Annotated in this window: 21 protein-coding genes; all 21 read left to right on the forward strand. The window is 38.1% G+C overall.

All coding sequences use genetic code 11. The annotated features are described in order from the left end of the window. The first annotated feature begins 7 nt into the window (after nt 1-7). The 21 genes from H3L98_RS05365 (at nt 8) to H3L98_RS05465 (ending at nt 24,358) form a co-directional block, all read left to right on the forward strand. Nucleotides 8-796, forward strand: coding sequence for a hypothetical protein (locus H3L98_RS05365; RefSeq protein WP_027021091.1), 789 nt, complete (start codon nt 8-10; stop codon nt 794-796). Further along, a complete protein-coding gene (pseC, locus tag H3L98_RS05370; RefSeq protein WP_027021092.1) occupies nt 793-1,956 on the forward strand; it encodes a UDP-4-amino-4,6-dideoxy-N-acetyl-beta-L-altrosamine transaminase in 1,164 nt (387 codons plus the stop codon). Before H3L98_RS05365 ends, pseC begins: the two co-directional genes overlap by 4 nt. A gap of 21 nt (nt 1,957-1,977) precedes the next feature. Then, nucleotides 1,978-2,457: a tetratricopeptide repeat protein gene (locus H3L98_RS05375; RefSeq protein WP_051531936.1), complete on the forward strand. Its 480-nt coding sequence runs from the start codon at nt 1,978-1,980 to the stop codon at nt 2,455-2,457. After that, nucleotides 2,457-3,143 carry a pseudaminic acid cytidylyltransferase gene (pseF, locus tag H3L98_RS05380; protein ID WP_027021093.1) on the forward strand — a complete coding sequence of 229 codons (687 nt, stop codon included), beginning with the start codon at nt 2,457-2,459 and terminating at the stop codon, nt 3,141-3,143. Before H3L98_RS05375 ends, pseF begins: the two co-directional genes overlap by 1 nt. Then, the gene (pseG, locus tag H3L98_RS05385) at nt 3,140-4,687 is read left to right on the forward strand and encodes a UDP-2,4-diacetamido-2,4,6-trideoxy-beta-L-altropyranose hydrolase (RefSeq protein ID WP_027021094.1); all 1,548 of its coding nucleotides are present in this window, start codon (nt 3,140-3,142) and stop codon (nt 4,685-4,687) included. Before pseF ends, pseG begins: the two co-directional genes overlap by 4 nt. A gap of 179 nt (nt 4,688-4,866) precedes the next feature. Continuing rightward, nucleotides 4,867-5,916 (forward strand): pseudaminic acid synthase, encoded by a 1,050-nt coding sequence (gene pseI, locus H3L98_RS05390; protein ID WP_027021095.1) that lies wholly within the window; start codon nt 4,867-4,869, stop codon nt 5,914-5,916. 3 nt (nt 5,917-5,919) lie between these two features. After that, nucleotides 5,920-7,113, forward strand: coding sequence for a lipopolysaccharide biosynthesis protein (locus tag H3L98_RS05395; RefSeq protein ID WP_027021096.1), 1,194 nt, complete (start codon nt 5,920-5,922; stop codon nt 7,111-7,113). A 1-nt stretch (nt 7,114) separates the two neighbouring features. Further along, the gene (locus H3L98_RS05400) at nt 7,115-8,053 is read left to right on the forward strand and encodes a glycosyltransferase family 52 (protein WP_051531937.1); all 939 of its coding nucleotides are present in this window, start codon (nt 7,115-7,117) and stop codon (nt 8,051-8,053) included. Beyond that, nucleotides 8,050-8,871 (forward strand): beta-1,6-N-acetylglucosaminyltransferase, encoded by an 822-nt coding sequence (locus tag H3L98_RS05405; RefSeq protein ID WP_027021097.1) that lies wholly within the window; start codon nt 8,050-8,052, stop codon nt 8,869-8,871. The genes H3L98_RS05400 and H3L98_RS05405 overlap by 4 nt, the downstream gene beginning before the upstream one ends. Nucleotide 8,872: 1 nt before the next feature. After that, a complete protein-coding gene (locus tag H3L98_RS05410) occupies nt 8,873-9,682 on the forward strand; it encodes a glycosyltransferase family 2 protein (protein WP_246327846.1) in 810 nt (269 codons plus the stop codon). After that, on the forward strand, nt 9,679-10,905 hold the full coding sequence (locus H3L98_RS05415) for an exopolysaccharide biosynthesis polyprenyl glycosylphosphotransferase (protein ID WP_027021099.1): 1,227 nt from the start codon (nt 9,679-9,681) through the stop codon (nt 10,903-10,905). Before H3L98_RS05410 ends, H3L98_RS05415 begins: the two co-directional genes overlap by 4 nt. A gap of 28 nt (nt 10,906-10,933) precedes the next feature. Further along, nucleotides 10,934-12,061: a non-hydrolyzing UDP-N-acetylglucosamine 2-epimerase gene (gene wecB / locus H3L98_RS05420; protein ID WP_027021100.1), complete on the forward strand. Its 1,128-nt coding sequence runs from the start codon at nt 10,934-10,936 to the stop codon at nt 12,059-12,061. Nucleotides 12,062-12,084: 23 nt separating this feature from the next. Then, complete coding sequence (gene wecC, locus H3L98_RS05425; RefSeq protein WP_027021101.1) at nt 12,085-13,353, forward strand: UDP-N-acetyl-D-mannosamine dehydrogenase; 1,269 nt, start codon at nt 12,085-12,087, stop codon at nt 13,351-13,353. Between the two features lie 48 nt (nt 13,354-13,401). Then, nucleotides 13,402-14,616, forward strand: a complete 1,215-nt coding sequence (locus tag H3L98_RS05430) for an MATE family efflux transporter (RefSeq protein WP_182078458.1) — start codon at nt 13,402-13,404, stop codon at nt 14,614-14,616. A 4-nt stretch (nt 14,617-14,620) separates the two neighbouring features. Next, entirely contained in the window at nt 14,621-15,781 is a 1,161-nt protein-coding gene (locus H3L98_RS05435; protein ID WP_084481823.1) for a glycosyltransferase family 4 protein, read from the forward strand. Nucleotides 15,782-15,785: 4 nt separating this feature from the next. Further along, nucleotides 15,786-16,958 (forward strand): EpsG family protein, encoded by a 1,173-nt coding sequence (locus H3L98_RS05440; RefSeq protein WP_027021104.1) that lies wholly within the window; start codon nt 15,786-15,788, stop codon nt 16,956-16,958. Then, complete coding sequence (locus H3L98_RS05445) at nt 16,955-18,043, forward strand: glycosyltransferase family 4 protein (protein ID WP_027021105.1); 1,089 nt, start codon at nt 16,955-16,957, stop codon at nt 18,041-18,043. Before H3L98_RS05440 ends, H3L98_RS05445 begins: the two co-directional genes overlap by 4 nt. Beyond that, nucleotides 18,040-19,182, forward strand: a complete 1,143-nt coding sequence (locus H3L98_RS05450; RefSeq protein WP_027021106.1) for a glycosyltransferase — start codon at nt 18,040-18,042, stop codon at nt 19,180-19,182. Before H3L98_RS05445 ends, H3L98_RS05450 begins: the two co-directional genes overlap by 4 nt. 15 nt (nt 19,183-19,197) lie before the next feature. Further along, the gene (locus H3L98_RS05455; RefSeq protein ID WP_027021107.1) at nt 19,198-21,336 is read left to right on the forward strand and encodes a bi-domain-containing oxidoreductase; all 2,139 of its coding nucleotides are present in this window, start codon (nt 19,198-19,200) and stop codon (nt 21,334-21,336) included. Further along, a complete protein-coding gene (locus H3L98_RS05460; protein WP_027021108.1) occupies nt 21,333-23,150 on the forward strand; it encodes a heparinase II/III domain-containing protein in 1,818 nt (605 codons plus the stop codon). Before H3L98_RS05455 ends, H3L98_RS05460 begins: the two co-directional genes overlap by 4 nt. Beyond that, a complete protein-coding gene (locus H3L98_RS05465; RefSeq protein ID WP_027021109.1) occupies nt 23,147-24,358 on the forward strand; it encodes a glycosyltransferase family 4 protein in 1,212 nt (403 codons plus the stop codon). Before H3L98_RS05460 ends, H3L98_RS05465 begins: the two co-directional genes overlap by 4 nt.

Raw genomic sequence — 24,358 nt, forward strand, 5'->3', positions numbered from 1 at the left:
GTGCATTATGAATTCCGTATCGGTTTATCACCGTAAGCTGCCTGAAACGGCTTCCGTGCCGTTTATCGCCTTATATGGTATTTGGGCGATGTTTGTTTTGCTGTTGGCAATCGGTCTTTTTGTGCTGATTGGACAAAATTATGCCAGCTTAATGGCGGATTTTTGGCAACAAAAGGGCTGGTTATTGATTGGCTTGCCGAGTGTGTTTGCCGTTTACGCGCTGTGGGTTGTCCGCAAACTGTACCGTTTTATGCGAAACAGGCAAAATATTCCGCTGATTTTGCAGGAAATAGCAATGATGCCTATCCCGCCGCGCAGCTTGCAACGTGCATCTTTTATATGGAAACCGTGGTCGGTGCGTTTGTATGTGTATCAATTGGGGGAGTGGTTGCGTTGTTGGCAGAAAAAACCGTTATTTGTCGGGGCAGTATGGTTATTGGCGGGTGCGGCGGTTTATTTGATGGATTATGTTTGGATTTTCCTGCCTATATTGATTGGGCTGGCTTGTGGTGCGCAAAATTGGGCGTTGCCGTGCATAGATTATCAATCCGATAGTGATGTTTTGACCATCACACACCTATCTGGTCAAAATCAATATAATTTGCGCAATTTTGTCGGGATTTGCACGGTTTGGCAGTCGGAAACCACGCAATATCAAATCCAATTAATTGATAAGAAAAAACAAAGTGTTATTTTGTTTGCAAGTGTTAATCATTTGGAAAGCATTGCCCAAACCATCAGCCACCATACGGGTCTGCCCGTGCTGCAACAAAATATTTTGAAAGTAACATCATGATTCCCTACGGAAAACAAACCATTTCCCCCGCCGATATTGCTGCCGTTACCGAAGTGCTGCAATCCGATTTTTTAACCCAAGGCAATAAAGTACCCGAATTTGAGCGCGTGTTGGCGGATTACTGCGGCACGGCGCACGCTGTGGCGGTAAACAGTGCCACTTCCGCGCTGCATTTGGCGTGTTTGGCATTGGGTTTGGGGCAGGGCGATGTGTTGTGGACCTCGCCGATTACCTTTACCGCTTCTGCCAACTGCGCCCTATATTGCGGTGCAGAAGTGGATTTTGTCGATATTGACCCGCGCACGTTAAACCTGTCTGTAACGGCGTTGGCGGAAAAACTGGAACAGGCGCAACAGCAGGGGCGTTTGCCAAAAATTGTGGTGGCGGTGCATTTGTGCGGCGAACCCTGCGATATGGCGGCGATTGGCGAATTGGCGCAGCGTTACGGTTTCGCCGTGATTGAAGATGCTTCGCACGCGGTGGGCGCAAGTTACCGCGATGGCAAAGTCGGTAACTGCGCGTACAGCGATATTACCGTATTCAGTTTTCATCCCGTTAAAATCATTACCACGGCTGAAGGCGGCATGGCACTGACTAACCGCCCCGAATTGGCACAGAAAATGAATTTGTTACGCAGCCACGGCATCACCCGCAATGCCGATGAAATGGACGGCGACAGCGATGGCGCGTGGTATTACCAGCAGATTGATTTGGGTTTTAACTACCGCATGACCGAGCTGCAAGCAGCATTGGGCATCAGCCAAATGCAGCGTTTGGACGAATTTGTCGCCCGCCGCCATCAGTTGGCGCAACGTTATGATGCGCTGCTGGCGGATTTGCCTGTGGAATTGCCCTTCCGCAACCCCGATAATTATTCTGCTTTGCACCTTTACCCCGTGCGCGTGTTGCCCGAAAGCGGTAAAACCCGCAAACAGGTATTTGATTATCTGCGTGAAAACGGTATTGGTGTGAACGTGCATTATATTCCCGTTCCCAGCCAGCCCTATTACCGCCAACGCTTTGGTTTTCAGGCAGGCGCGTTTCCCCATGCCGAAGCCTATTACGCGCAAGCCATGAGTTTGCCGATGTATTTTGATTTAAGCGAAGCGCAACAGGATAGGGTGGTACAGGTATTGCGTGAGGCCTTGCACACTGCCTGAAAACCCGTTTGAAAGCCAAGCATGTCTGATTTTCTGCCCGAAAAAGCCTCTTATCAAAAACGCAGTTCAAGTTTTGTGCCGATTATCTTGTGTCTCTGTTTGGGTGTGGCGGTGCTGGTGCAATACGCTTGGCGTAGTTATCGTGCGCCTGTGCCGTCTGCATCCATCCATACGTCTCAAACTGCCGATGCGCCATTTGCCGAATTATTGGCAAAGGCGGAACAGGGCGATGTGGAAGCGCAATATCAGGTGGGACGTTTTTATATGCACCGCAATGATTGGGCGGCTGCCGTGCCGTGGTATGAACGCGCCGCTGCACAAGGTTATGCCAAGGCGCAAAACAATGCGGGCGTAGCGTATATGGAAGGGCGCGGCGTGGCAGCGGATTACAATAAAGGTTGCGATTATTTAACCGCAGCACATGCGCAGTTGCAAACCGAACACAGCACGGAAAATGTGCGCATGTGTCGTGAAATGTTACAAAAAATTAAGGGAAATTGATGGCATTATGTGTGATTCCTGCGCGTGGCGGCAGCAAACGCATTGCGCGTAAAAATATCCGCCTGTTTGCAGGCAAACCGATGTTGGCGCACAGTATTGAAGCGGCGCGGGCAAGCGATTGTTTTGAAAAAATTGTGGTTTCGACCGATGATGCGGAAATTGCAGCAGTGGCGCGGGATTACGGCGCAGACGTGCCGTTTATGCGTCCGCCTGAATTGGCAGACGATTTTGCTACTACGGTGGCGGTTATCAGCCATGCGGTGCAAGCATTGGCGTGTGCGGATAGCGATGCGGTATGTTGTTTGTATGCGACTGCACCCTTTGTCCGCGCAGATGATTTGCGCCGTGGTGCAACCGTATTGCGTGAAAGCGGCGCGGATTATGCGGTTAGCGTAACGACTTTTCCGTTTCCCATTCAACGCGCTTTGCGTTGCGCAAACGGCGTATTGAGCATGTTTCAGCCTGAAAATGTGGCGGTGCGTTCGCAGGATTTGGCGGAAGCATGGCACGATGCAGGGCAGTTTTATTGGGGTAAGGCAGTGGCATGGCGGGTGCAAAAACCTGTGTTTACCGCTGATGCTCGCGCCGTGCCTTTACCGCGCCACCGTGTGCAGGATATTGATACCGAAGAAGATTGGCAGCGGGCGGAAGTGTTGTGGCAAGTGTTGAAAGAGACGGAAAAATGAAATTTCTGATTCGTGCCGATGCTTCGCTGCAAATCGGCAGCGGTCATGTGATGCGTTGCCTGACTTTGGCGCAGGCATTGCGCGAGAGCGGACACGAGGTGTGTTTTGCCACGCGCAATCATGTGGGTAATCTGTATGATTTCATTGTTAAACAGGGTTTTTCCGCCACCTTATTGCCTGCGCCGATTGGCGAAACCGTTTCAGGCAGCCTGAAACATTCCGCTTGGTTGGGCGTATCGCAGGCGCAGGATTTTGCCGATTGTGAAGAGCTTATCCGCCATTTTGCCCCCGATTGGCTGGTGTGCGACCATTACGCGCTGGATGCCGAATGGGAAAGCCGTGCCCGTGCCGTAAGCGGTGCAAAAGTGTTGGCGATTGACGATTTGCACGACCGCGCCCACGATGCCGATATTTTACTTGACCAAAATTTAGGGCATCGCGCCGCCGATTATGCGGGCTTGTTGCCCGAATCCTGCCGTGTGTTGGCGGGAACGCGCTATGCTTTGTTGCGCCCAGAATTTGCCCGTTGGCGTGAACACAGTTTGGCACGGCGCAAAGCTTCAGGCAGCCTAAAAACCATTCTGGTTAATTTGGGCGGGGTGGATAAAGATAACCATACTTTGCGGATTTTACAGGAATTATCGGAATGTTTGCCGCCAAAAGTGGAAGTATTGGCGGTAATGGGCGCAAGCGCACCACACCGCGACAGTGTGCGCCGTTTTGCCGAAACTGCTGCGCCTTACCCTTGTCGCGTGATGACTGCCGCTAACAATATGGCGGAACTGCTCGCGCAAAGCGATTGGGCAGTAGGCGCGGCGGGCAGCAGCGCGTGGGAACGTTGCTGTTTGGGCGTGCCGACTGCGCTGCTGGTGTTGGCGGATAATCAGCAAACCATCGCCCAAGCCTTGCGGCAGGCAGGTGCAGCCGATATTTTACCGATTGATTTGACAAAAAATCATTTGCAAAAACTGTTTGCCGATACCGCCAAACGTAGCGAACAAAGCCACGCCGCCGCTGCCTTGTGCGATGGCGCAGGTGTGGCGAGGGTGGTGCAACATTTATTGCAACCCTTGCCCGTTCACGCCGCTTTGCGCGATGTGCGTGAAGACGATGCGGCGCGTTTGTACGCATGGCGCAATCATGCTGATGTACGCCGTTTTATGTTGAATACGGACGAAATCGCATGGGAAAACCACTTGGCTTGGTTTAATAAGCAGTTAAATAATTCTGATTTTAAAATGAAAATCTTTACCTTAAACGGCGAAGCACAGGGATTCGCCAGTTTTTCCCACCGTGAACAGAAAATTTGGGAATGGGGTTTTTACCTTGCCCCCGATTGTCCGCGTGGACAGGGTAGGGAGTTTGCCGCAGCGATGTTGCACTATGCTTTTGCCGAATTGGGCGCAAGCGCGGTACGCGGGCGCGTGTTGCCGCATAATGCACCCAGTTTGGCGCTGCATCAGAAAATGGGTTTTCACGCCTTGCCCTATTCAGATGGAGAAGCGCAACTGTTTGAATTATCGGCAAACGAATTTGTTTATTGAAATATTTTTTTCATCAAGTTTCCTTTTTGGTTTGAAACCATGCTGTTTACAGCGGTAAAATAAGTGTTTGTTCAGGTGGGGCATCATCTCGTCCGAATCAGGACAACACATAGGGCTGTGCTTTATGTGCAGCCCTGTGTGTTGAAATATATAATGCCGTCTGAATTTAGGATATTTTCATGACTTTTGCTATTAACGGTCGCGCTATCGGTAGCGGCCATGCCCCTTATATCATTGCCGAAATGTCGGCGAACCACAACGGCAGCCTGCAAACCGCTTTCCGCCTAATTGACGAAGCCAAATGTGCAGGCGCAGATGCTGTTAAAATTCAAAGCTATACTGCTGACACCATCACGCTCAACAGTAACGCCCCCGATTTTCAAATCCGTGGCGGGTTGTGGGACGGGCGCACCCTTTATGATTTATACCAGCAAGCCCATTTGCCGTGGGATTGGCACGCGCCCTTGTTTGATTATGCGCGTGAAGCAGGGATTACCCTGTTTAGTTCGCCGTTTGATTTTACCGCCGTGGATATGTTGGAAAAATTAAACGCACCCGCGTATAAAATCGCCTCGTTTGAAGCCGTGGATTTGCCCCTTATCCGCTATGTCGCGCAAACGGGCAAACCGATGATTATTTCCACAGGCATGGCGGATGCAGAAGAAATCGCCGAAGCGGTGGACACCGCCCGCAGCAACGGTTGCCAAGATTTGGTGTTGCTGCATTGTGTGAGCGGTTATCCTGCGCCTGCTGCCGATTATAATCTGCGTACTTTGCCCGATATGGCGCAGCGTTTTGGTGTGCCTGTGGGCTTGTCTGACCACACTTTAGACAACACCACCGCCGTGGCAGCGGTGGCATTGGGCGCGTGTGTGATTGAAAAGCACTTTACGTTAGACCGTAATGGCGGCGGACCTGATGACAGCTTCTCTTTAGAACCTGTTGATTTGCAGGCACTTTGCCGCGACAGTAAAACCGCATGGTCGGCACTCGGTCAGGTGGAATATGCCTTGAAATCCAGCGAACAGGGCAATGCCCAATTCCGCCGTTCCCTGTATTTTGTCAAAGATTTACGCGCAGGCGATGTGGTGGATGCCAGCTGTATTCGCAGTGTACGCCCTGGTTATGGTTTGCCGCCCAAATATTTTGACGAAATTATTGGCAAAACCGTGAATACCAATATTGCAGCCAATACGCCCGTGCGTTGGGAAGTGTTTCAGGCAGCTTAATTTATGAAAATTTTAAAAGACAGCGCCATTTACCTGTTTGGCGAAATGTTTGCTAAAGCCTTGCCCTTCCTGTTGCTGCCATATTTAACACGGAAACTGGGCGCGGCGGGTTTTGGCGAACTGTCTTACTATCAAACGTTTTCTGCATTATTGGTCATTTTGTTTGGGTTAAGCCAAGACGGTGCAGTGGCGCGTTACTATTATGTTTATGGCAAACGCAATCTGCATAATGTGGTGTATGCAGGTTATGCTTATACTTTTACGGTGGCAGCGATTGCTTTGGCGGTGGCTTGGGCAGCAGGTTCGCTGATTATGGCGGCGGTAGTGGCTTCAGCAGCCGTGCAATGTATCTTAAATGTGCAACTTACCCTGCGTCAATGTCGCAAACAGGCTGTGGCTTATACTGTCTTGCAAATTGCTTCAGGATTACTATGTAGCTTATTAACCATATTATTATTAGAATGGACAGATGGCGAACCCGTATTTAAACGCTTTGCCGCCTTATTATTAGGCAATACAGCCGTTTCGGCAATCGCAGCATGGTGGTTTTTTAGACAACAGAACAACCCTATCCGTTGGAGTTGGTACCGTATTAAGCATTCACTAATGTATGTGGCGGCGTTTGGTTTGCCCTTATTTTTACATCATGGCGCAGGTTTTGTGAAAGGGCAGTTGGATAGAATGGTCTTGTATCCGCTTTATCCTGCTGAGCAACTTGGTGTTTATGCTGCAGGTTTTCAAGTGGCAATGGTATTGGGTATTTTATTGATGGCAGTGAATAAAGCGACTGTACCTTATTACTATCAAGCCATGAAAAGTGGACGTTTAAATGCAGAAAAAGTACGACGTTTGGCTTGGTTCAGTCTGCCTGTCATGGCAATCCCTGCTTTATTGGCGTTGTTGATTCCAGAAGCATGGTTTTTATGGTTATTGGGTGAGCAGTATGGCGGCGTAAAATGGTATATTTGCTTATTTTTAATTGGCTGCGGTTTATCTGCGCCCTATTATTTATTGGTTAATTACCTATTTTACCGTGCTTGGAACAGCAGAATTTCTGCATTGTCGCTATTATCTGCCGCGATTTATTTAGGCGTATTGGCAGCTACCGCACCTTTAGGACCTCAATGGACACCTTTTGCTATGATTGCCGGTGCTGCGGTGATTTTGCCCTTATTGTACCGACAAGTTAAAGATTAGTATGAAAAAAAACCTGATTATTTGCCATACGCCTTTGCAGGTACTGATTGCCAAGCGCATTATCGCAGAGCAAGCGCAAAGCACATTTCATGTGATTATGTTTTCTTATGAAAACAATGCCAAGTTCCGCCATTATTTCCAACAGCTTGACAATATTTGCGAACAATTACAATTTATATGGCTGTGTCCACAGCAGTCTGTATCCTATTTTTTGGCATTAAAAAAATTAGTGAATAGTTTACAAATATCTTATGATACTGTTTACTGTGCCAGTATCAACAGTCTGATTGTGCATTATTTATTAAGCCATTGCCCATTTCAACATTTGGAAACTTTTGATGATGGCACGGGCAATATCCTGCCTGACAGTATTTTTTATCATCCACCAGTTTTGTCTTTAAAACAAAAACTGCTGAGAAAATGCTTGGGCGTGTCGTGGGACAGCCGCAAAATAATTGCCAACAGCCGTTTGCATTACACTTTATATCCACAATTTGATAATATTGTGCAACTGACACGCGCTATATCCTTAATTACGCCTGATAGGGTGGAACATAATCAGTTATCTGCGCCAAATACTGAAAAAATTCTGCTAGGGCAGCCTATTTTGTCTGATGCAGCCGAGAATGCCCGTTTATTTGAACAAATTGCCACAAAATTTGGTATTCGCCGTTATTTTCCTCATCCGCGCGAACAGCAATTACCTGATTTGGATATTATTCATAGTGAACAGATTTTTGAAGATTGGCTCATACAGAACATTAGTAAATATACCACTTTTGAACTATATCATCTGTTTAGCACCGCAGGTTTAAATACGGCACACCTGCCAAATATACGCAGCTTGGCAGTGGATGTTGGCAACTTGAATCCGCGTCCCGTACCTGAAGCCACTCGCACTTTATTTGCCCGCATGGGTATTGAAACCATTGATTTATGAGCCAGACTGCTTTTTTGATTTTATGCCACCGTCCGCCGCAGCATTTGGCAGTGTGGGCGCAACGCGAACCGCAGGCGCGTTTTTATGTGCATTATGATGCTAAATCGGATATTACTGATTTATATTTTTTACGGAAATTTGCTAATGTGCATATACTGAATAACCGTGTGGCTGTAAATTGGGCGGGTTTTAGCATGATTTTAGCAACTTTAAACTTGCTTCAAGCAGCTTTGGCAGAACCTGCCAACCGCTATTTCCATCTGTTAAGCGGAGAATGTTTGCCTTTGCAAAATATTGATATTTTAGAGCAACAATGGCAAGATTTGCCTTCAGGCAGTCTATTAATGACCAGCCGTACCAGCCGCCGTTTACGCCACCGTGTGCGCTTTAATGCGCCCCATGCTGATACGGTGTGGCAACGTAAATTAGCAGGTAAAATTTTAACTAAGTGCTTGAAAGCGATGGATTGTTTGCTACCCAGTCAAATGATTTGCCATGTGGGTAGTCAATGGTTTTCTGCCGACCGTGAAGCGGCTGAGTTGCTATTTCAAGAAGCCTTAAGCGAGCCAAGTGCCTTTTTTGAAAAAAAACTTTGTCCAGATGAACATTTTTTTCAATATATTTTACAGCAAATGCTGCCTGAAAAACGTCTAAATCATATTAATGATAATCGCAGATTGATTACCATATATGGCAGTGCCAATCATCCAGATTATCTAAATATTGAACAACTGCGGCAGGCGAAGCAAGATGGCTATTGGTTTGCGCGTAAAGTAGATACAGAAACTGCATTGTCATTTCTGAATGAGCAAGGGTAAGATGATGCGATTTTCTGTATTAATGTCCTTGTATTCGCGTGAAAATCCTGAATATTTGCGCCAATGTTTGCAAAGCTTGGTAGTACAAACCCGTCCTGCTGACCAAATTGTTTTGGTTTACGATGGCGATGTTGGTGAAGCATTGGAAGCTGTGGTTGCTGAATTTACTCAACTACCACTACATATTGTGCGGTTGCCTGAAAATGTTGGTTTAGGGCATGCATTAAATGCAGGTTTGGCGCAGTGTGATTACGATTGGGTTTTCCGCATGGATAGCGATGATGTTTGTGTGCCAGAACGTTTTGCTAAACAGTGTGCATTTATCCAGAAAAATCCAGAGATTAAATTATTTGGCGGACAAATTGCTGAATATGATACTGAATTAAAACAGCAGACAGGTTTGCGCCAAGTTCCCCTTAATGATGCCGATATCCGTCAATTTGCGCAAAAACGTAATCCGTTTAATCATATGACAGTTGCTTACCGCAAAAGTACTGTGGAAGCAGTTGGTGCATATCAACATCATTTATATATGGAAGATTATAATTTATGGTTGCGTATATTGGCTAATGGTGTGCAAACAGCCAACTTACCTAGATTTTTAGTTAAAGCGCGTACAGGTAACAATATGCTAGCACGGCGGCGAGGGATAGATTATATCCGCAGCGAATGGCAGCTATTTCAACTTAAACGCCGTTTGTATTTACAAAAGCCTCTACCTGCTGGTTATTTATTTATAATTCGTAGTCTGACACGCCTATTGCCCGTGTCTTGGTTACAGCATATTTATCAAAGCCTTCGTTCAAAATGAAAAATACACCTACCCCATTGTATCGATTTCTAACTGGTGTTATCTTAACCATCATTACTGCTGCTTTATATTTATGGCGTAAAGATATTGCCCCTTTAGATGTTAAAGTAATCAATAGTGTGATTTTGGTTACAATCGCCCATACTTTGGCTGCCGTATCTGTAGATAAACTCTTATCTTTCCCCGGTAAGCAAAGCTGGTTACAGATATTGCCCGCAGTTGGAGTAGCGTATAGTTGTGTATTTGGTGTGTTTGCAGTATTTTTTGTAACCTTTTCTAATAGTTTTGTATTGGTTAATGGGATTATTACTGCCATCTTTTTTTGTATGGATTTTTGGTGGCGTAGCCGCCAACCTGCACCAATTGCTTATATTCCTTTAGGTGATGCTGTTGATGCATACCAGTTACCTCATGTTCAATGGCTGCGTTTAGAGTCGCCGATATTGCCAGAACAGCCAATTCAAGCAGTGGTGGCTGATTTACATAGCCAAGATTTAAATCAAGATTGGCAAAAATTTTTAGCACAAACCACATTGAGCAATATCCCCGTTTATCATATTCGCCAAGTTGAAGAATCTTTGACTGGGCGAGTGAAAATTACCCATATGTATGAAAACAATTTGGGCTCTTTGCTGCCATCACCAGCTTATATGGCTGTAAAACAAATTTTGGACATTGTTCTCATTGTTATCAGTCTGCCTATTACTTTGCCTTTAATGCTGCTAACAGCTTTAGCTATTAAAATTGAAAGTCCAAAAGATTCAGTTATCTTTACACAAAAGCGGATTGGACAATATGGAAAAGAGTTTACCATTTATAAATTCCGCAGTATGATTAGGGAGTCTGAAAAGGATGGAGCGCAATTTGCCCAACCTAATGATGTACGTATTACATCAATTGGATACTTTCTACGGAAAACCCGTTTAGATGAATTACCACAATTTTGGAATATTTTAAAAGGTGAGATGAGTTTAGTAGGTCCTCGCCCAGAACAAAAAGTTTTTGTTGAACAATTTGAGAAAATTATTCCTTTCTATCAATATCGTCATGTGGCTAAGCCAGGATTAACGGGGTGGGCACAAGTTATGCAGGGGTATGCTTCGAATATTGATGAGACACGTGCAAAATTATCATATGATTTGTTCTATATTAAAAATTTTTCCTTTGCAATTGATATCTTATCAATGGTAAAAACTATTCAGATACTCGTGAGAATTTCCTAATTCTAAGATTCTAAATTGGTAGAGAATAATGAAAAAAATTCTAGTTATTTTTGGTACTCGTCCTGAAGCTATTAAAATGGCTCCATTGGTTTTAAAGCTAAAAGAAAATAGTGATTTTGCAGTTAAGGTTTGTGTAACTGCACAACATCGGCAAATGCTAGATCAGGTTTTGGACTTATTTGAAATAAAGCCTGATTTTGATTTGAATTTAATGAAAGTGAATCAAAGTCTGTCAGGTATTACAGGAGCAATTTTATTAGGCTTGGAAAAAGTTTTTATAGAATGGAAGCCTGATTTGGTGTTAGTGCATGGTGATACTGCGACAACATTTGCGGCATCTTTAGCTGCGTATTATCATCAAATTAAAATTGGTCATGTAGAAGCTGGTTTAAGAACAGGTAATTTATATTCGCCATGGCCAGAAGAAGGTAATCGAAAGCTTACTGGGGCGTTGGCAAATTATCATTTTGCACCTACAAAATCTTCATATAATAATTTAGTGAATGAAAATATTGTCGAAGCTAATATTAATATTACAGGAAATACAGTTATTGATGCTTTGTTATTTATTAAAAATAAAATTGAGAAAAACACAAATATTCAACAGCATTTAAATCAAAAATTTCAATTCTTGGAAAAGAATAAAAAAATAATATTAATCACAGGACATCGAAGAGAAAACTTTGGACAAGGTTTTTTAAATATTTGTACTGCGCTCGCTCAGATTGCAAAAAGTAGAGAGGATATACAAATAGTTTATCCCGTTCATTTAAATCCGAATGTACAAAAACCTGTACATGATTTATTAAGTAATTTAAGTAATGTTATTTTAATTGAGCCCCAAGACTATCTGTCTTTCGTGTATTTAATGGATAAGAGTTATTTGATTCTAACAGACTCTGGTGGTATTCAAGAAGAAGCTCCTTCATTGGGTAAACCAGTTTTAGTAATGCGTAATACAACCGAAAGACCTGAAGCAGTAGAAGCAGGGACGGTAAAGTTAATAGGAACAGATGCAACTGTAATTGAAAAAAATATTTTAGAATTACTAGATAATGATGTTCTTTATCACAAGATGAGTTGTGCACATAATCCCTATGGTGATGGTAGTGCATCTGAAAAAATAATTTCTTTTTTAAAAGAAAATTTGGTTTAAGTCAAGAAAGTATTTAGGATTTTATGATGGAAAAAAATAATTTTAAGCATATCTGCATAATTGGTTTGGGATATATTGGTTTGCCAACAGCTGCAACTTTTGCGGCTAATGGGATTAAAGTTACAGGTGTAGATGTTAATCAACATGCTGTGGATATGATTAATCAAGGGAAAATTCATATTATTGAACCTGATTTGGATGTCATGGTAAAGGATGTTGTTGATAAAGGTTTATTTAGTGCCCGAACAGAACCTGTTCAAGCGGATGCTTATATTGTTGCAGTTCCAACTCCATTTAAAGAAAATCATGAACCAGATTTATCGTATATTGAATCTGCATCTAAATCATTAGCCCCTTTTTTGGAAAAGGGTAATTTAGTTATTTTAGAATCAACTTCACCAGTTGGTGCAACAGAACAAATGGCTGAATGGCTGGCTAATTTAAGACCTGATTTAGTTTTTCCGCAGCAAAGTTATGATAATCCTGATATTTTTATTGCTCATTGTCCTGAGCGAGTTTTACCTGGAAAAGTGTTGCAAGAGTTAATTAGTAATGATCGTATTGTTGGTGGTCTAACTACTTATTGTTCTCAAAAAGCAATTGAATTATATCAGGTATTTGTTAAAGGTGAGTGTGTTGCAACTAATGCTCGTACAGCTGAAATGTGTAAACTTACTGAAAATTCATTTCGAGATGTAAATATTGCATTTGCAAATGAATTATCTATTATTTGTGAGAAGTTAAATATTAATGTATGGGAGTTAATTGGTTTAGCGAATCGGCATCCTAGAGTTAATATATTGCAACCTGGACCTGGTGTAGGTGGGCACTGTATTGCAGTTGACCCATGGTTTATTGTATCTAAAACTCCAGAGCAAGCGCGTTTAATTCGTACTGCACGTGAAGTGAATGATGCAAAACCAGAATGGGTTATTAATCAGGTAAAAATTAAGATTACAGAGTTTTTACAAGCTAATCCTGAAAAGACTATTAATGATGTTACTGTAGCTTGTTATGGTTTAACATTTAAACCGGATATAGATGATTTACGTGAAAGTCCTGCATTGAATATCACCAAACAATTAGCAGAACAAGGCTTAAATATTTTAGCAATTGAACCTAATATTAAAAAACTGCCAGAAAATATGCCATCTAATATTACTCTAATTTCGTTAGATGAAATGGAAGAGAAAGATCAAGCTATTATTCATTTGATTTTAGTTGATCATAGGGAGTTTAAAAAATTATTATACACCCGATCAATTTTAATTGATACTAAAGGTTTAGTTTAGATGCTAAATAATAAGTTGAAACAACATTGTGATTCCCTATTCCTTATTATGGGAAATGCTTTGAGCAGAGTTTTGATGATTATCGCAACTATTCTAATGGTAAAAGTTTTAGGAGATGATGTATATAGTAAGTATGCTGTTTTGTATAATGGTATTTTAGGGATACAAGTTTTTCTAACCATGGGTTTAAATACTATTTTAATGAAAAAGGTTTCAGAGGGTGAAAGTATAATAGAAAGTATATTTGAAGTAAGTGAAATTATTTTTGGAATCTCAATAATATTTTTCTTATTATTTTTTTCTTTACTAGAAAATAATTTGATTCGGACTTTAGATTATTTTAAAGAGGTTAGTTTTTTTACTATTATTTTTTCTGCGATATCTATAGTATTCTTTGGTCTATTAGTGTCAGTCTTATATGGCTTACAAGAAAAAATAAAAATAGCTAAGTTGAATATATTGAATGCTATTTTAGTTTTGAGTTTTTTGGTATTTTTTTCAATTCAGAAAGATTTAAACTTGATCCTTTTAGGTTTAGGTCTCGGTAATTTATTGAGTATATGTCTTTTCCTATTTTTAAATAGGATGATAATTGCTAATTTTATTAGCAGAGATGGTCGTAATCATTTAAATAATGGATATAAAAAAATAAGTAACAAGATACAATATGTCAAGAAGGGGTTTCCTATTTTTCTTTCCGCGTTACTAGTTATGCCAGTTACGGGTGTAATTTATACGTTGATGTATTTAAATGGATTGGGTAAAGAAATTGCTATTTTCTCAGTTGCAATGCAGTGGTATAGTATAATTCTTTTTGTACCAGGAGTTTTAGCTAACTTATTGTTAGTAGAGTTTTCAAAAAATAGAGATATTTTGAATTTATCTTATTATATCAAGCGGGTTTTTATAAATTTTATAATAACTATACTTGTTTCTATACTTGTTTTTGTATTACTTTTATTTGTTTTGCCAATTTATGGTAAAGAATATGAGAAAAACATGGATGTTTTTTTAGTTTTTATACTTGTTGCTTTAGTTAATAGTTTGAATACTGTTGCTGGTCAATTTTTTATATCTACAAATAAGCAAATCTGGGGATTCTATTGTAATGTTTTTTGGGCAATGCTAGTATTAGCTTTTGTTTTTTTCGCTTTGGAGCATGGCTTTGGTATATTGGGTGTGTCATTAAGTTTCTTATTTTCATACTTATGGCATGCTCTTAATCAAAATTTATATATCTATATGTATTTGAAAGGTAATTAACTAAATGTCTGAATTGGTTATTTTGAGTGGTCATAGTAGCTTTGATACTGGTGGAGTAGGTACACATTTGAGGGTATTAAATGATGAACTAAATCGCTGTGATATTAGTTATACTATGTTATTAGGTAAAGCTCGAATATATTCATTTTTTTCAATTTTATTGAGAAGCTTTTTTCCTAAAAAAGCACATATGCAGCTGAAAATTCAGATAAAAGGCTTAAAGAATAAGCTGAAAGATAATATAAAAACTAATACAAAATTTATTGACTGCCATGATTTTGCATCAGTAGTGGCTGCGTTAGAATTGAGAAAGGAACAATCATATAATTATAAAGTGTTTTATACAGTGCACGCTCCATTTTATGAGCAGTATGGCTTATCAAAGAGTAAATATGATAAAAAAGATCTTGAAAAGATTAGACTGAAAGAATTAGCTTTCTTAAAACAATGTGATGGGTTTATATGTGTTGATGATAAACAAAGGGATATACTTACAAAAAAATTAGGAGGTGAGATTAATAGTATTGTTTTACCTAATGCAGTTGATATTGACTTCTTAAATAGAATTAAGGATAAGAAATATTCTAATTCTAGAAGAGGTATATTGGTTTATAGTGAATCTTATATAATAATTTCTAGACATTTATATCGGAAATGTGGTGTGCATATAGGTATTAAAGCATTTGCGAAAGCTAGAATTGATGAAAATATTAAACTTATAATTGTTGGAATGGGGGATGAATATGACAATTTGGTCTCCCTTACTAAGGAACTTAAGATTGATGATAGAGTAATATTTGCTGGACGTTTAGTTTATGAAGAATCTATTAATTATACAGCAAATGCATTAATTTCTTTAATTCCATCTATTCCTTTAGGAGATTACATTGAGGCAACTTCGTTATCTATGTTGGAAAGCATGGCTTTAGGAGTGCCTGTGATTGCAAGTAATATTGGAGGCTTAAAGCAAGTTTTAGATGGTACCAAAGCTGGTATTTTAGTAGAACCCAATAATTCTAGTGCACTAGCTTTGGAAATTGAAAAAGTTTTGTACAATGATGAACTAAAGAGCTATATGGTATCTCAGGCTAAAAGATTAATAAGAGAATCTTACTCCTCTCAAGTATGGCTTCAAAAAAGGTTAGATTTTTATTACAAAGGATAAGACTATGTTGATAGTTTTATTGGTGGTGAATTTATTATTCTTATTTCTTTTCCCCAAGATTTATTTATTTATTTATTTATTTGTACGTTCAATTGGGAATTTTAGAAATATTAAATATATTTCTTTGTTAGATCTTCTAATATTTATTTATTTGGGCTTATCTTTATCTATAATGCTAGCCGATAGACCTTATTATCTTGGTAAAGATATTGGTTTTGGTGAAGATATGTTTCATTATTATAATGCATTTAACTGGATTATACATAATAACTTTTTTCTTTTTATAAAAGAATTTGGAACTATTGTCAATTTGACGGGTTCATCTGAACCATTTTTTTGGTTGGTGGTTAAATTAATTAGTTTATTTACGAGTAGTGAGTATTTTATACATGTGTTATTAACTTTTTTGGGATTGCTATTGATCTATATAGCAGGGCAAATATGGAATAAGTGTGGGCTTTTGTTTATATTTTTATATACAAATACAATAACTATGTTTGCTTTTCAAGGATCTGCTATTCGTTCTGGGCTTGCATTTAGTTTTGGAATGATAGGGTATGCATTTCTTTTAAAGAATAAATTTAAAATTATTAATTTTTTGTCGCCATTTTTTCATTTTAGTATGATCCCAGTGCCATTGATTACATATGCAAGCAATACCAACTATAAAAGTCCTAAAGAAATAATAATATTATTGTTGATTTCATTGATTTCAATATTTCCTTTTGTTTTTTTTGCATTCAATAGTATTGAAGTTGGTTTGGGTGCAAAAGTAGCTGCTCGTTTCTCTGAAAATAATGTAGATATAAATTCTAGTATTCAATTTTTAGTTGAGTCAATTTTTACATTTATAATTATATTCTATTTTTTTAGGGGTAAAATTAATAAATCCTTAAAAAATGGTTTTATATATTTCTTTATTGTAGCACTATTGCTATTGGTGATATCTCCTACATCTTTTGCTAGATTTTATAGGTATGGTTATATATTTATGATATATATATATTCTCTTGTTTTCTTAACCTCAAATCAATATATTAAAATTTTAATTTTGTGTTTTTCTTTATCATGGTTTATTTTTATAGGGCTAGATAGATTTATTGGTGTTTTTGCTGAAAATATTTTTGATTTTTTAGGTTATAATTTATTTTTTAGATTTAATTTAGGAATAGAATGAATTTAGTTATTTGGATGAATATTCCATCCCATCATCAATCACAATTTTTTGATTCTTTAAACAAAATCTGTTCAGAATTTAAGGTTTTCTATTATGATAAAGTTCCATCTACCCGAAGTGAAATGGGGTGGGAAAATGATATTAAATTTAAAGAGTATGAGACTTATATTGATCCTGCTGATTTTGAATTGAATTTAGATGATTTCAGAGAATATATTCATATATTACCAGGCTATGGTCATCCTTTTTTAGTTAAACTTCGTAATAACTTTTCTAAAAATAATATAAAGTGGGTTCATTGGAGTGAAAAATCTCGTACAGGAATATATTGGTACCTATCATTTTTTAAGAAAAAATTACATGCAAAATATATAAATAAGTTTGCACTAGGTGCATTTGCAATAGGAAATCAGGCTAAGTGTGATTTTATTAATTGGGGGGTAGAGAGGAAAAAAATAGAAATTCTACCTTACTCATTTAATAATTTGAATTATGAATTACCTGATCAAGAAATTTTATCTTTTAAAAAAGAAAGAGTTGCTTTTTTGTTTGTAGGTGCTTTATGTAAACGAAAGGGTATTGATATATTATTAGAAGCATTTTCTAATAAGTTTAAAGGAGATAATCAATGGTGTCTGGTATTAGTTGGAAATAATAAGAAAGATATTGATTGTAAGGATCTTGTAAATAAGTTGGGTATTGAAGATCAAGTTTTATTTAGAGGTGTAATACCTTCTATTAAGATTATGAGTGCTTACAAAGCAGCTGATATTTTTATATTACCTAGTCGACATGATGGTTGGGGAATGGTAGTAAATGAAGCAGTTTATTGTAATTTGCCTGTAATTGCATCAGATGCTGTTGGTTCATCAGAACATTTGATAAAGCCAGGGATAAACGGTTTTGTTTTTAAAGCTAATGATCCAGATTCATTAGCAGAAAATATGATTAAGTATAAAGATTATCAATTAATAGATAAGCAAAAAGAGCTTGTTCTTAAAGAGAAGATTTTTTCTCAATATTCAAGTGATAGTTTATCAAAATATTTAATTGAAATTTTAAATTCTTGGATAAGCATAAAATGAGAATTTTTTTAGATTGTAGTTTGTTAAGTATTGGTGGTGGTATACAAGTTGGGTTAAGTATTATTCAAAATATAGTACATGACCCAAATATTGAGACTATTTTAGTTTGTACACCACAAATAGATGTGCAAATAGATAGGCTTTCAAAGCAAAAATTAAAGGCTTGTTATGTTGTCCCAAATGTTCCTTTTTATAAAAAAATAAGTCAAGGGAATTATATTTATCAATTAGAGCAGAAATATAAGCCTGATCTGGTTTTTACGGTTTTTGGCCCATCTTATTGGCGCTCTACAACGAAAAATATTCAAGGGTTTGCACTTGGGAAAATGCTTTATCCAGAGGTAAGAAAACTTTATTCATCTAAAATTGCTTATTTTAAAGAGATTTTATTTGATTTAGTAAAACAAAAGTTTTGTTTTAAAAATGTAGATAATTTTTTGGTTGAAACCGAAGTTGTAAAAACACGTTTAATTGATAAGTTTAATATTTTACCAGAAAATATTTATGTAATTAGTAATAGTTATAGTCCAAGTTTTGAGAAAAGGCTTCTGGAACAAAGAAATCATATTTTTCCTGATAAGCTTATAACTACAATTTTTGTACCAGCAAGCTTTTATTTTCATAAAAATCTATTAATTCTCCCAAAAGTATTAGCAGAATTGAAAAAATTAAATAACGAGAAAGTTTCTTTTAAGTTTACTCTACCTGAGAATTCTAGAGGATGGAGAGAAATTAGTAAGTATGCGACGAAATATGGGGTTATGGATCAAATAAAAACAGTGGGTTATGTTGACAACTATTTGATTTGTGATGAATATCTTTCTTCTTCATTTGTGCTTTGTCCCAGTTTGGTAGAATCTTCAACTGCTGTATTTCCTGAAAGTTTTATTGCTAAGCGACCATTGTTGGTTTCAGATAGAGATTTTGCAAGAAATTTATGTGAAGATGCTGCATTATATTTTGATCCATTAGATGCATATGATATAGCAAGAAAAATTGATTTAATTCTTAAAGATCAGCAACTTCAGGAAAAGTTGTTAAAGGCTGCAGTAAATGTTCTACATAAGAATTATTTATCTCCTATGGAGAAATGGGAACAACAACGTTTGTTGTTGAACAATCTAGTTAATTCTAAATAGTTTTTAGGTTTAGTTATGAAACAAATTCTTCAAGATATGGCAAATGGTAGTACAACTGTTACTGAGGCACCTGTGCCGCAAGTTTCTAAAGGTCATTTACTTATTTCCACAACTACCTCACTTATTTCTGCTGGTACAGAACGTATGTTGGTAGGCTTTGGTAAAGCTTCTATACTAGATAAAGCACGCCAACAGCCTGAAAAAGTAAAAATGGTAGTGGAAAAAATTCAAACAGATGGATTATTCACTACCTATGATGCAGTAAAGTCGAAGTTAGCTCAACCTTTGCCTCTTGGTTATTGTAATGTTGGTGTAGTTCATGAGCTGGGATCAGGTGTAGAAGATTTTAAAGTAGGTGATCGGGTTGTTTCAAATGGTCCGCATGCAGATATAGTTAAAGTACCAAAAAATCTTTGTGCAAAGATACCAGATAATGTAACTGATGAAGCGGCTTCATTTACTGTTGTTGCCAGTATTGGCTTGCAAGGTATTCGCCTTGCACAACCAACTATAGGTGAAAGCTTTGTAGTAACAGGGGTTGGTTTAATTGGTTTGCTTACCATTCAAATGTTGAAAGCCAATGGTTGTCGTGTATTGGCAATTGACTTTGATCAGAGTAAATTGGAGCTTGCGAAACAGTTTGGTGCAGAAATTTGTAACCCAGCTAAAGGTGAGAATCCGATTGCTGCAGGATTAGCATTTAGTCGTGGAATAGGAGTGGATGGTGTTATTATTACTGCATCGACTAAAGTTAGCGATCCAGTTACACAAGCTGCACGTATGAGCCGTAAGCGTGGTCGAATTGTTTTAGTTGGCGTAACAGGTCTGGAGTTGAACCGTGCAGATTTTTATGAAAAAGAGTTGAGCTTCCAAGTATCTTGTTCTTATGGACCAGGTCGTTATGATTCTTCCTACGAAGAAAATGGACAGGATTATCCTGTAGGATTTGTCCGTTGGACAGAACAGCGTAATTTTGTTGCTGTATTGGATATGCTAGCTGCTGGTACGTTAAATATAGATCCTCTAATTACACACCGTTTTGATTTTGAGGATGCACCAAAAGCTTATGATGTATTAACGCAGGATAATGCAGGTCTAGGCATTTTACTTGAATACAATTCAGCCGTTGAAACGCGCATAGAAAAGAAAGTAATTTTAAATCCAATTCAAATTGATAGACAAAATGCAGTAGTTGGTTTTATTGGTGCAGGTAACTATGCTTCACGTATTTTGATTCCTGCTTTTAAAAAAGCAGAAGCACAACTGCATACCATTACAACTTCTGGTGGTATTAATGGGGTAATTCATGGTGAAAAAGCTGGATTCGCGGAGGCGTCTACAGATGTGGATGCTTTATTAAAAAATGAAGATGTAAATACGATAGCAATTGCCACTAGACATAATAGTCATGCTTATTTTGTAGAAAAAGCATTATTGGCTGGTAAAAATGTTTTTGTAGAAAAGCCCTTGGCATTAACAATAGAAGAAATTAATAAAATTGAGCAGGCTTATGCTAGAAATATAGAGAATAAGCAATATTCGCGTATTATGGTAGGTTTTAACCGTCGTTTTGCGCCTCAGATTCAAAAAATGAAGAATTTGCTTGACACGGTAAAAGAACCTAAAAGTTTTATTATGACCATGAACGCAGGAGCAATCCCTGCGGATCATTGGACGCAGGATAATACGATAGGTGGTGGACGCATTGTTGGTGAAGCCTGTCACTTTATAGATTTAATGCGCTTTTTGGCAGGTTCAAAAATTGTGTCTGTTCAAGCTAGACGTATGGGAGAATCTGATGCAGTACCAATTCTAGAGGATAAGGCTAGTATTACTTTAGGTTTTGAAGATGGCTCTTTCGGAACAATTTTTTACTTGGCAAATGGTGCTTCAAGCTTTCCTAAAGAAAGAATTGAAGTTTTTGCCGCAGGGCGAGTTCTGCAGTTGGATAATTTCCGTAAATTAAAAGGATTTGGATGGTCAAATTTCAGTAAGATGAATTTGTGGCGCCAAGACAAAGGGCAAGATGCTTGTGCTGCAGCTTTTATAGGTAGTATTAAAGAGGCTAAAGAATCTCCTATTCCTGTTGAGGAGATCTTCGAAGTAGCGCGAGTAACGGTTGAAGTTGCTGAAATATTAAGAGCTCAGTCATGAGAATTATCATGAAGGTAAGAACAGTCCTAGCCTTAGGGCTGTTTAACTTGATCAGGGTATTTAAATATCGGATGAGTGTGCGAATAGGTTTGAATCCTGTACAAAAAATAACAGCTGTATTGCCATTTGGAAGTTTTTTTTCTAAGCAATTCGATACCAATCAAGATGTGAAGCTTATTTTAAATGAGCTAAATGGCTTTGGTTATTTAAAGTACCCTATAACGAATGGCTATCCTAACTGGTTTTATAGTCCACTGACTAAAAAAGAGTTTCAGGATGTGAATCAACCATGGTATTTGATTTCTGATTTTGATTCAGGTGTTGGAGATATTAAGGGAGTTTGGGAAGCATCACGTTTTAATTGGGTATTAGATTTAATTTTGCTTGAGCGTAAAAGGCAGGATAATGTTGCATTAAATCAGTTGGATTTATGGCTAAATCACTGGTGTGCAAGTAATCCCCCATATAAAGGTCCAAATTGGAAATGTGGGCAGGAAGCTTCTATTAGAGTGATACATGTTGTAGCAGCACTTGTTGGTTTAGACCAATTGCATGAATATCATGAAAACCTTTTAAAGTTTATTGAAGTTCATCTTAAGAGAATTGCACCAACAATCGAATATGCAATTGCTCAAGACAATAACCATGGTACTTCTGAAGCTACAGCATTATTTATTGGCGGAGCTTTGCTTGACTATTTTATGCCTGAACCTAAATATAAAGCTTGGAAAAATCTTGGACATAAATGGCTAGAAAATCGTGCTAAAAAATTAATTATGTCAGATGGTGGTTTTAGTCAATATTCATCGACTTACCATCGTGTGATGTTAGATTCATATAGTTTAGCAGAAATTATTAGACGAAATCTTGATTTAGAAAAGTTTTCTGATGAGTTTTATACTCAACTAAAAAAAGCAACAGATTGGCTATATATCCTGACAGAAAAAAATAACGGTGATGTACCTAATCTTGGTGCTAATGATGGTGCACATCTATTACATGTGTCATCAACTGACTATCGAGATTTTAGACCTTCAGTACAACTTGCAAGTACTTTGTTTTCAGGACAAAGTTACTATACTGTTCCTGGTTCTTATGATGATAACTTAATTTTCTTTCGTTTAGATAAAAAAGAATTAAATCATAAGACTTTACCAAAAAAAGATCAGTTTTTCTATAAAAGTGGTCTAATAACAGCAGAAAAACATAATTTTTTTATTGTGTTTAAATTACCCATTTTTAAATTTAGACCCAGTCAATGTGATGCTTTGCATTTAGATGTTTGGTGGAAAGGACAAAATATTCTAAGAGATGGTGGTACATACAGTTATAATTCTACTGTAGAAGATTTAGATTATTTTAGTGGTGTGGAAAGCCATAACACAGTTCAATTTGATGAACACCAACAAATGCCTCGTTTAAGTCGTTTTTTATTAGGAGTATGGTTGAAACCAATTAAATTAAGTTATCAACCCGATCATTTTATTTGTGCGTATCAAGATTATTGGGGTTGTGAGCATCAACGAGAAATTACATTAACTGAAAATCAAGTTCAGGTAGTAGATACTGTATCTGGTTTTAATAATCAAGCAACTGTAAGATGGCGTTTACAACCTGGAAAATGGTCTCTGTGTGATAATGTACTTAGTAATGACAATATCAGAATTGTGATTGATTCAAAAAGTGAATTGACATTAAGATTAGTACAAGGTGAAGAGTCGAGGTACTATTACCAAAAACAGCCTGTACCTGTTTTAGAGATTAAAGTATCGCAAGCAGCAAGTATTACTACGATTATTCAAGATTTAACATGAAAATTATATATTTCCATCAGCATTTTTCTACTCCTAATGGTTCTGCAGGTATTCGTTCATATGCAATGGCTCAAGCATTGATTTGCAATGGACATCAAGTAATAATGGTCTGTGGTTCATTTAGTGTAGGACAAACAGGGTTAAATCAGCCTTTTGAAAGAGGTGTACGTCGGGGTGTGGTGGATGGAATTGAGATTATTGAGTTTGAATTGCCTTATTCAAATAGTCTCTCATTTTTGAAAAGGGTTTTAGTTTTTTTAAGTTTTTCTTTAAAATCAGTAAAAGTTGCTTTTACAGAGCAATATGATATTTTATTTGCCACTACTACACCACTTACAGCAGGTATTCCTGGTATTCTGGCAAAATGGTTACGTAGAAAGCCATTTGTATTTGAAGTGCGTGATTTATGGCCAGAGTTGCCTAAGGCAATGGGTGTGATAAAAAATCCAGTAGTATTAGGCATGATGTCTATCTTGGAGTGGGTATCTTATCATTCTGCGGACCGATTGATTGGGTTATCACCAGGCATTGTTACAGGTATTATTAAACGTGGTATTGATGCAGATAAAGTAATACCTATTCCCAATGGTTGTGATTTAAATATTTTTGCACAAAAACAGCATGCTTGGCGTCCAGAGCAAGTTGGTCATAATGATTTAATGGCTATTTTTGCGGGTACGCATGGTTTAGCGAATGGATTGGACTCAATAATAGACGTAAGTGTAGAATTGAGAAAAAGACAAAGAAACGATATTAAATTGGTTCTTGTGGGCGATGGGATGCAGAAAAAATTATTGCAACAAAGGGTGACAGAATTAGAACTTAATAATATTATATTTCTTGATCCTGTTAATAAAATAAAGCTGGCTGGCTTGATGGCAGGTGCGGATTTAGGATTGCAAATTTTAGCTAATGTCCCAGCATTTTATTATGGTACTTCACCTAATAAGTTTTTTGATTATATTGCTGCTGGATTACCTGTATTAAATAATTACCCTGGTTGGCTAGCAGAATTAATTGAGCAGAAACATTGTGGCTTTGCTGTGCCGCCAGAAAACCCTCAAGCATTTGCTGAGGCACTAGAATATGCAGCAGATCATCGTGATGAGTTGGCAATTATGGGAAATAATGCTCGGGATTTGGCAAGTACTCAATTTAATCGCCAGGAGCTTTCGCAAAAGTTTGTAGAATGGGTTACTCAGGGATAA

The sequence above is a fragment of the Conchiformibius steedae genome (assembly GCF_014054725.1).
Classification (GTDB): Bacteria; Pseudomonadota; Gammaproteobacteria; order Burkholderiales; family Neisseriaceae; genus Conchiformibius; species Conchiformibius steedae.

Coding starts and splice junctions, on each gene's coding strand:
- H3L98_RS05365 (WP_027021091.1), top strand. CDS start 8: ATGAATTCCGTATCGGTTTATCACCGTAAGCTGCCTGAAACGGCTTCC.
- pseC (WP_027021092.1), top strand. CDS start 793: ATGATTCCCTACGGAAAACAAACCATTTCCCCCGCCGATATTGCTGCC.
- H3L98_RS05375 (WP_051531936.1), top strand. CDS start 1,978: ATGTCTGATTTTCTGCCCGAAAAAGCCTCTTATCAAAAACGCAGTTCA.
- pseF (WP_027021093.1), top strand. CDS start 2,457: ATGGCATTATGTGTGATTCCTGCGCGTGGCGGCAGCAAACGCATTGCG.
- pseG (WP_027021094.1), top strand. CDS start 3,140: ATGAAATTTCTGATTCGTGCCGATGCTTCGCTGCAAATCGGCAGCGGT.
- pseI (WP_027021095.1), top strand. CDS start 4,867: ATGACTTTTGCTATTAACGGTCGCGCTATCGGTAGCGGCCATGCCCCT.
- H3L98_RS05395 (WP_027021096.1), top strand. CDS start 5,920: ATGAAAATTTTAAAAGACAGCGCCATTTACCTGTTTGGCGAAATGTTT.
- H3L98_RS05400 (WP_051531937.1), top strand. CDS start 7,115: ATGAAAAAAAACCTGATTATTTGCCATACGCCTTTGCAGGTACTGATT.
- H3L98_RS05405 (WP_027021097.1), top strand. CDS start 8,050: ATGAGCCAGACTGCTTTTTTGATTTTATGCCACCGTCCGCCGCAGCAT.
- H3L98_RS05410 (WP_246327846.1), top strand. CDS start 8,873: ATGATGCGATTTTCTGTATTAATGTCCTTGTATTCGCGTGAAAATCCT.
- H3L98_RS05415 (WP_027021099.1), top strand. CDS start 9,679: ATGAAAAATACACCTACCCCATTGTATCGATTTCTAACTGGTGTTATC.
- wecB (WP_027021100.1), top strand. CDS start 10,934: ATGAAAAAAATTCTAGTTATTTTTGGTACTCGTCCTGAAGCTATTAAA.
- wecC (WP_027021101.1), top strand. CDS start 12,085: ATGATGGAAAAAAATAATTTTAAGCATATCTGCATAATTGGTTTGGGA.
- H3L98_RS05430 (WP_182078458.1), top strand. CDS start 13,402: ATGGGAAATGCTTTGAGCAGAGTTTTGATGATTATCGCAACTATTCTA.
- H3L98_RS05435 (WP_084481823.1), top strand. CDS start 14,621: ATGTCTGAATTGGTTATTTTGAGTGGTCATAGTAGCTTTGATACTGGT.
- H3L98_RS05440 (WP_027021104.1), top strand. CDS start 15,786: ATGTTGATAGTTTTATTGGTGGTGAATTTATTATTCTTATTTCTTTTC.
- H3L98_RS05445 (WP_027021105.1), top strand. CDS start 16,955: ATGAATTTAGTTATTTGGATGAATATTCCATCCCATCATCAATCACAA.
- H3L98_RS05450 (WP_027021106.1), top strand. CDS start 18,040: ATGAGAATTTTTTTAGATTGTAGTTTGTTAAGTATTGGTGGTGGTATA.
- H3L98_RS05455 (WP_027021107.1), top strand. CDS start 19,198: ATGAAACAAATTCTTCAAGATATGGCAAATGGTAGTACAACTGTTACT.
- H3L98_RS05460 (WP_027021108.1), top strand. CDS start 21,333: ATGAGAATTATCATGAAGGTAAGAACAGTCCTAGCCTTAGGGCTGTTT.
- H3L98_RS05465 (WP_027021109.1), top strand. CDS start 23,147: ATGAAAATTATATATTTCCATCAGCATTTTTCTACTCCTAATGGTTCT.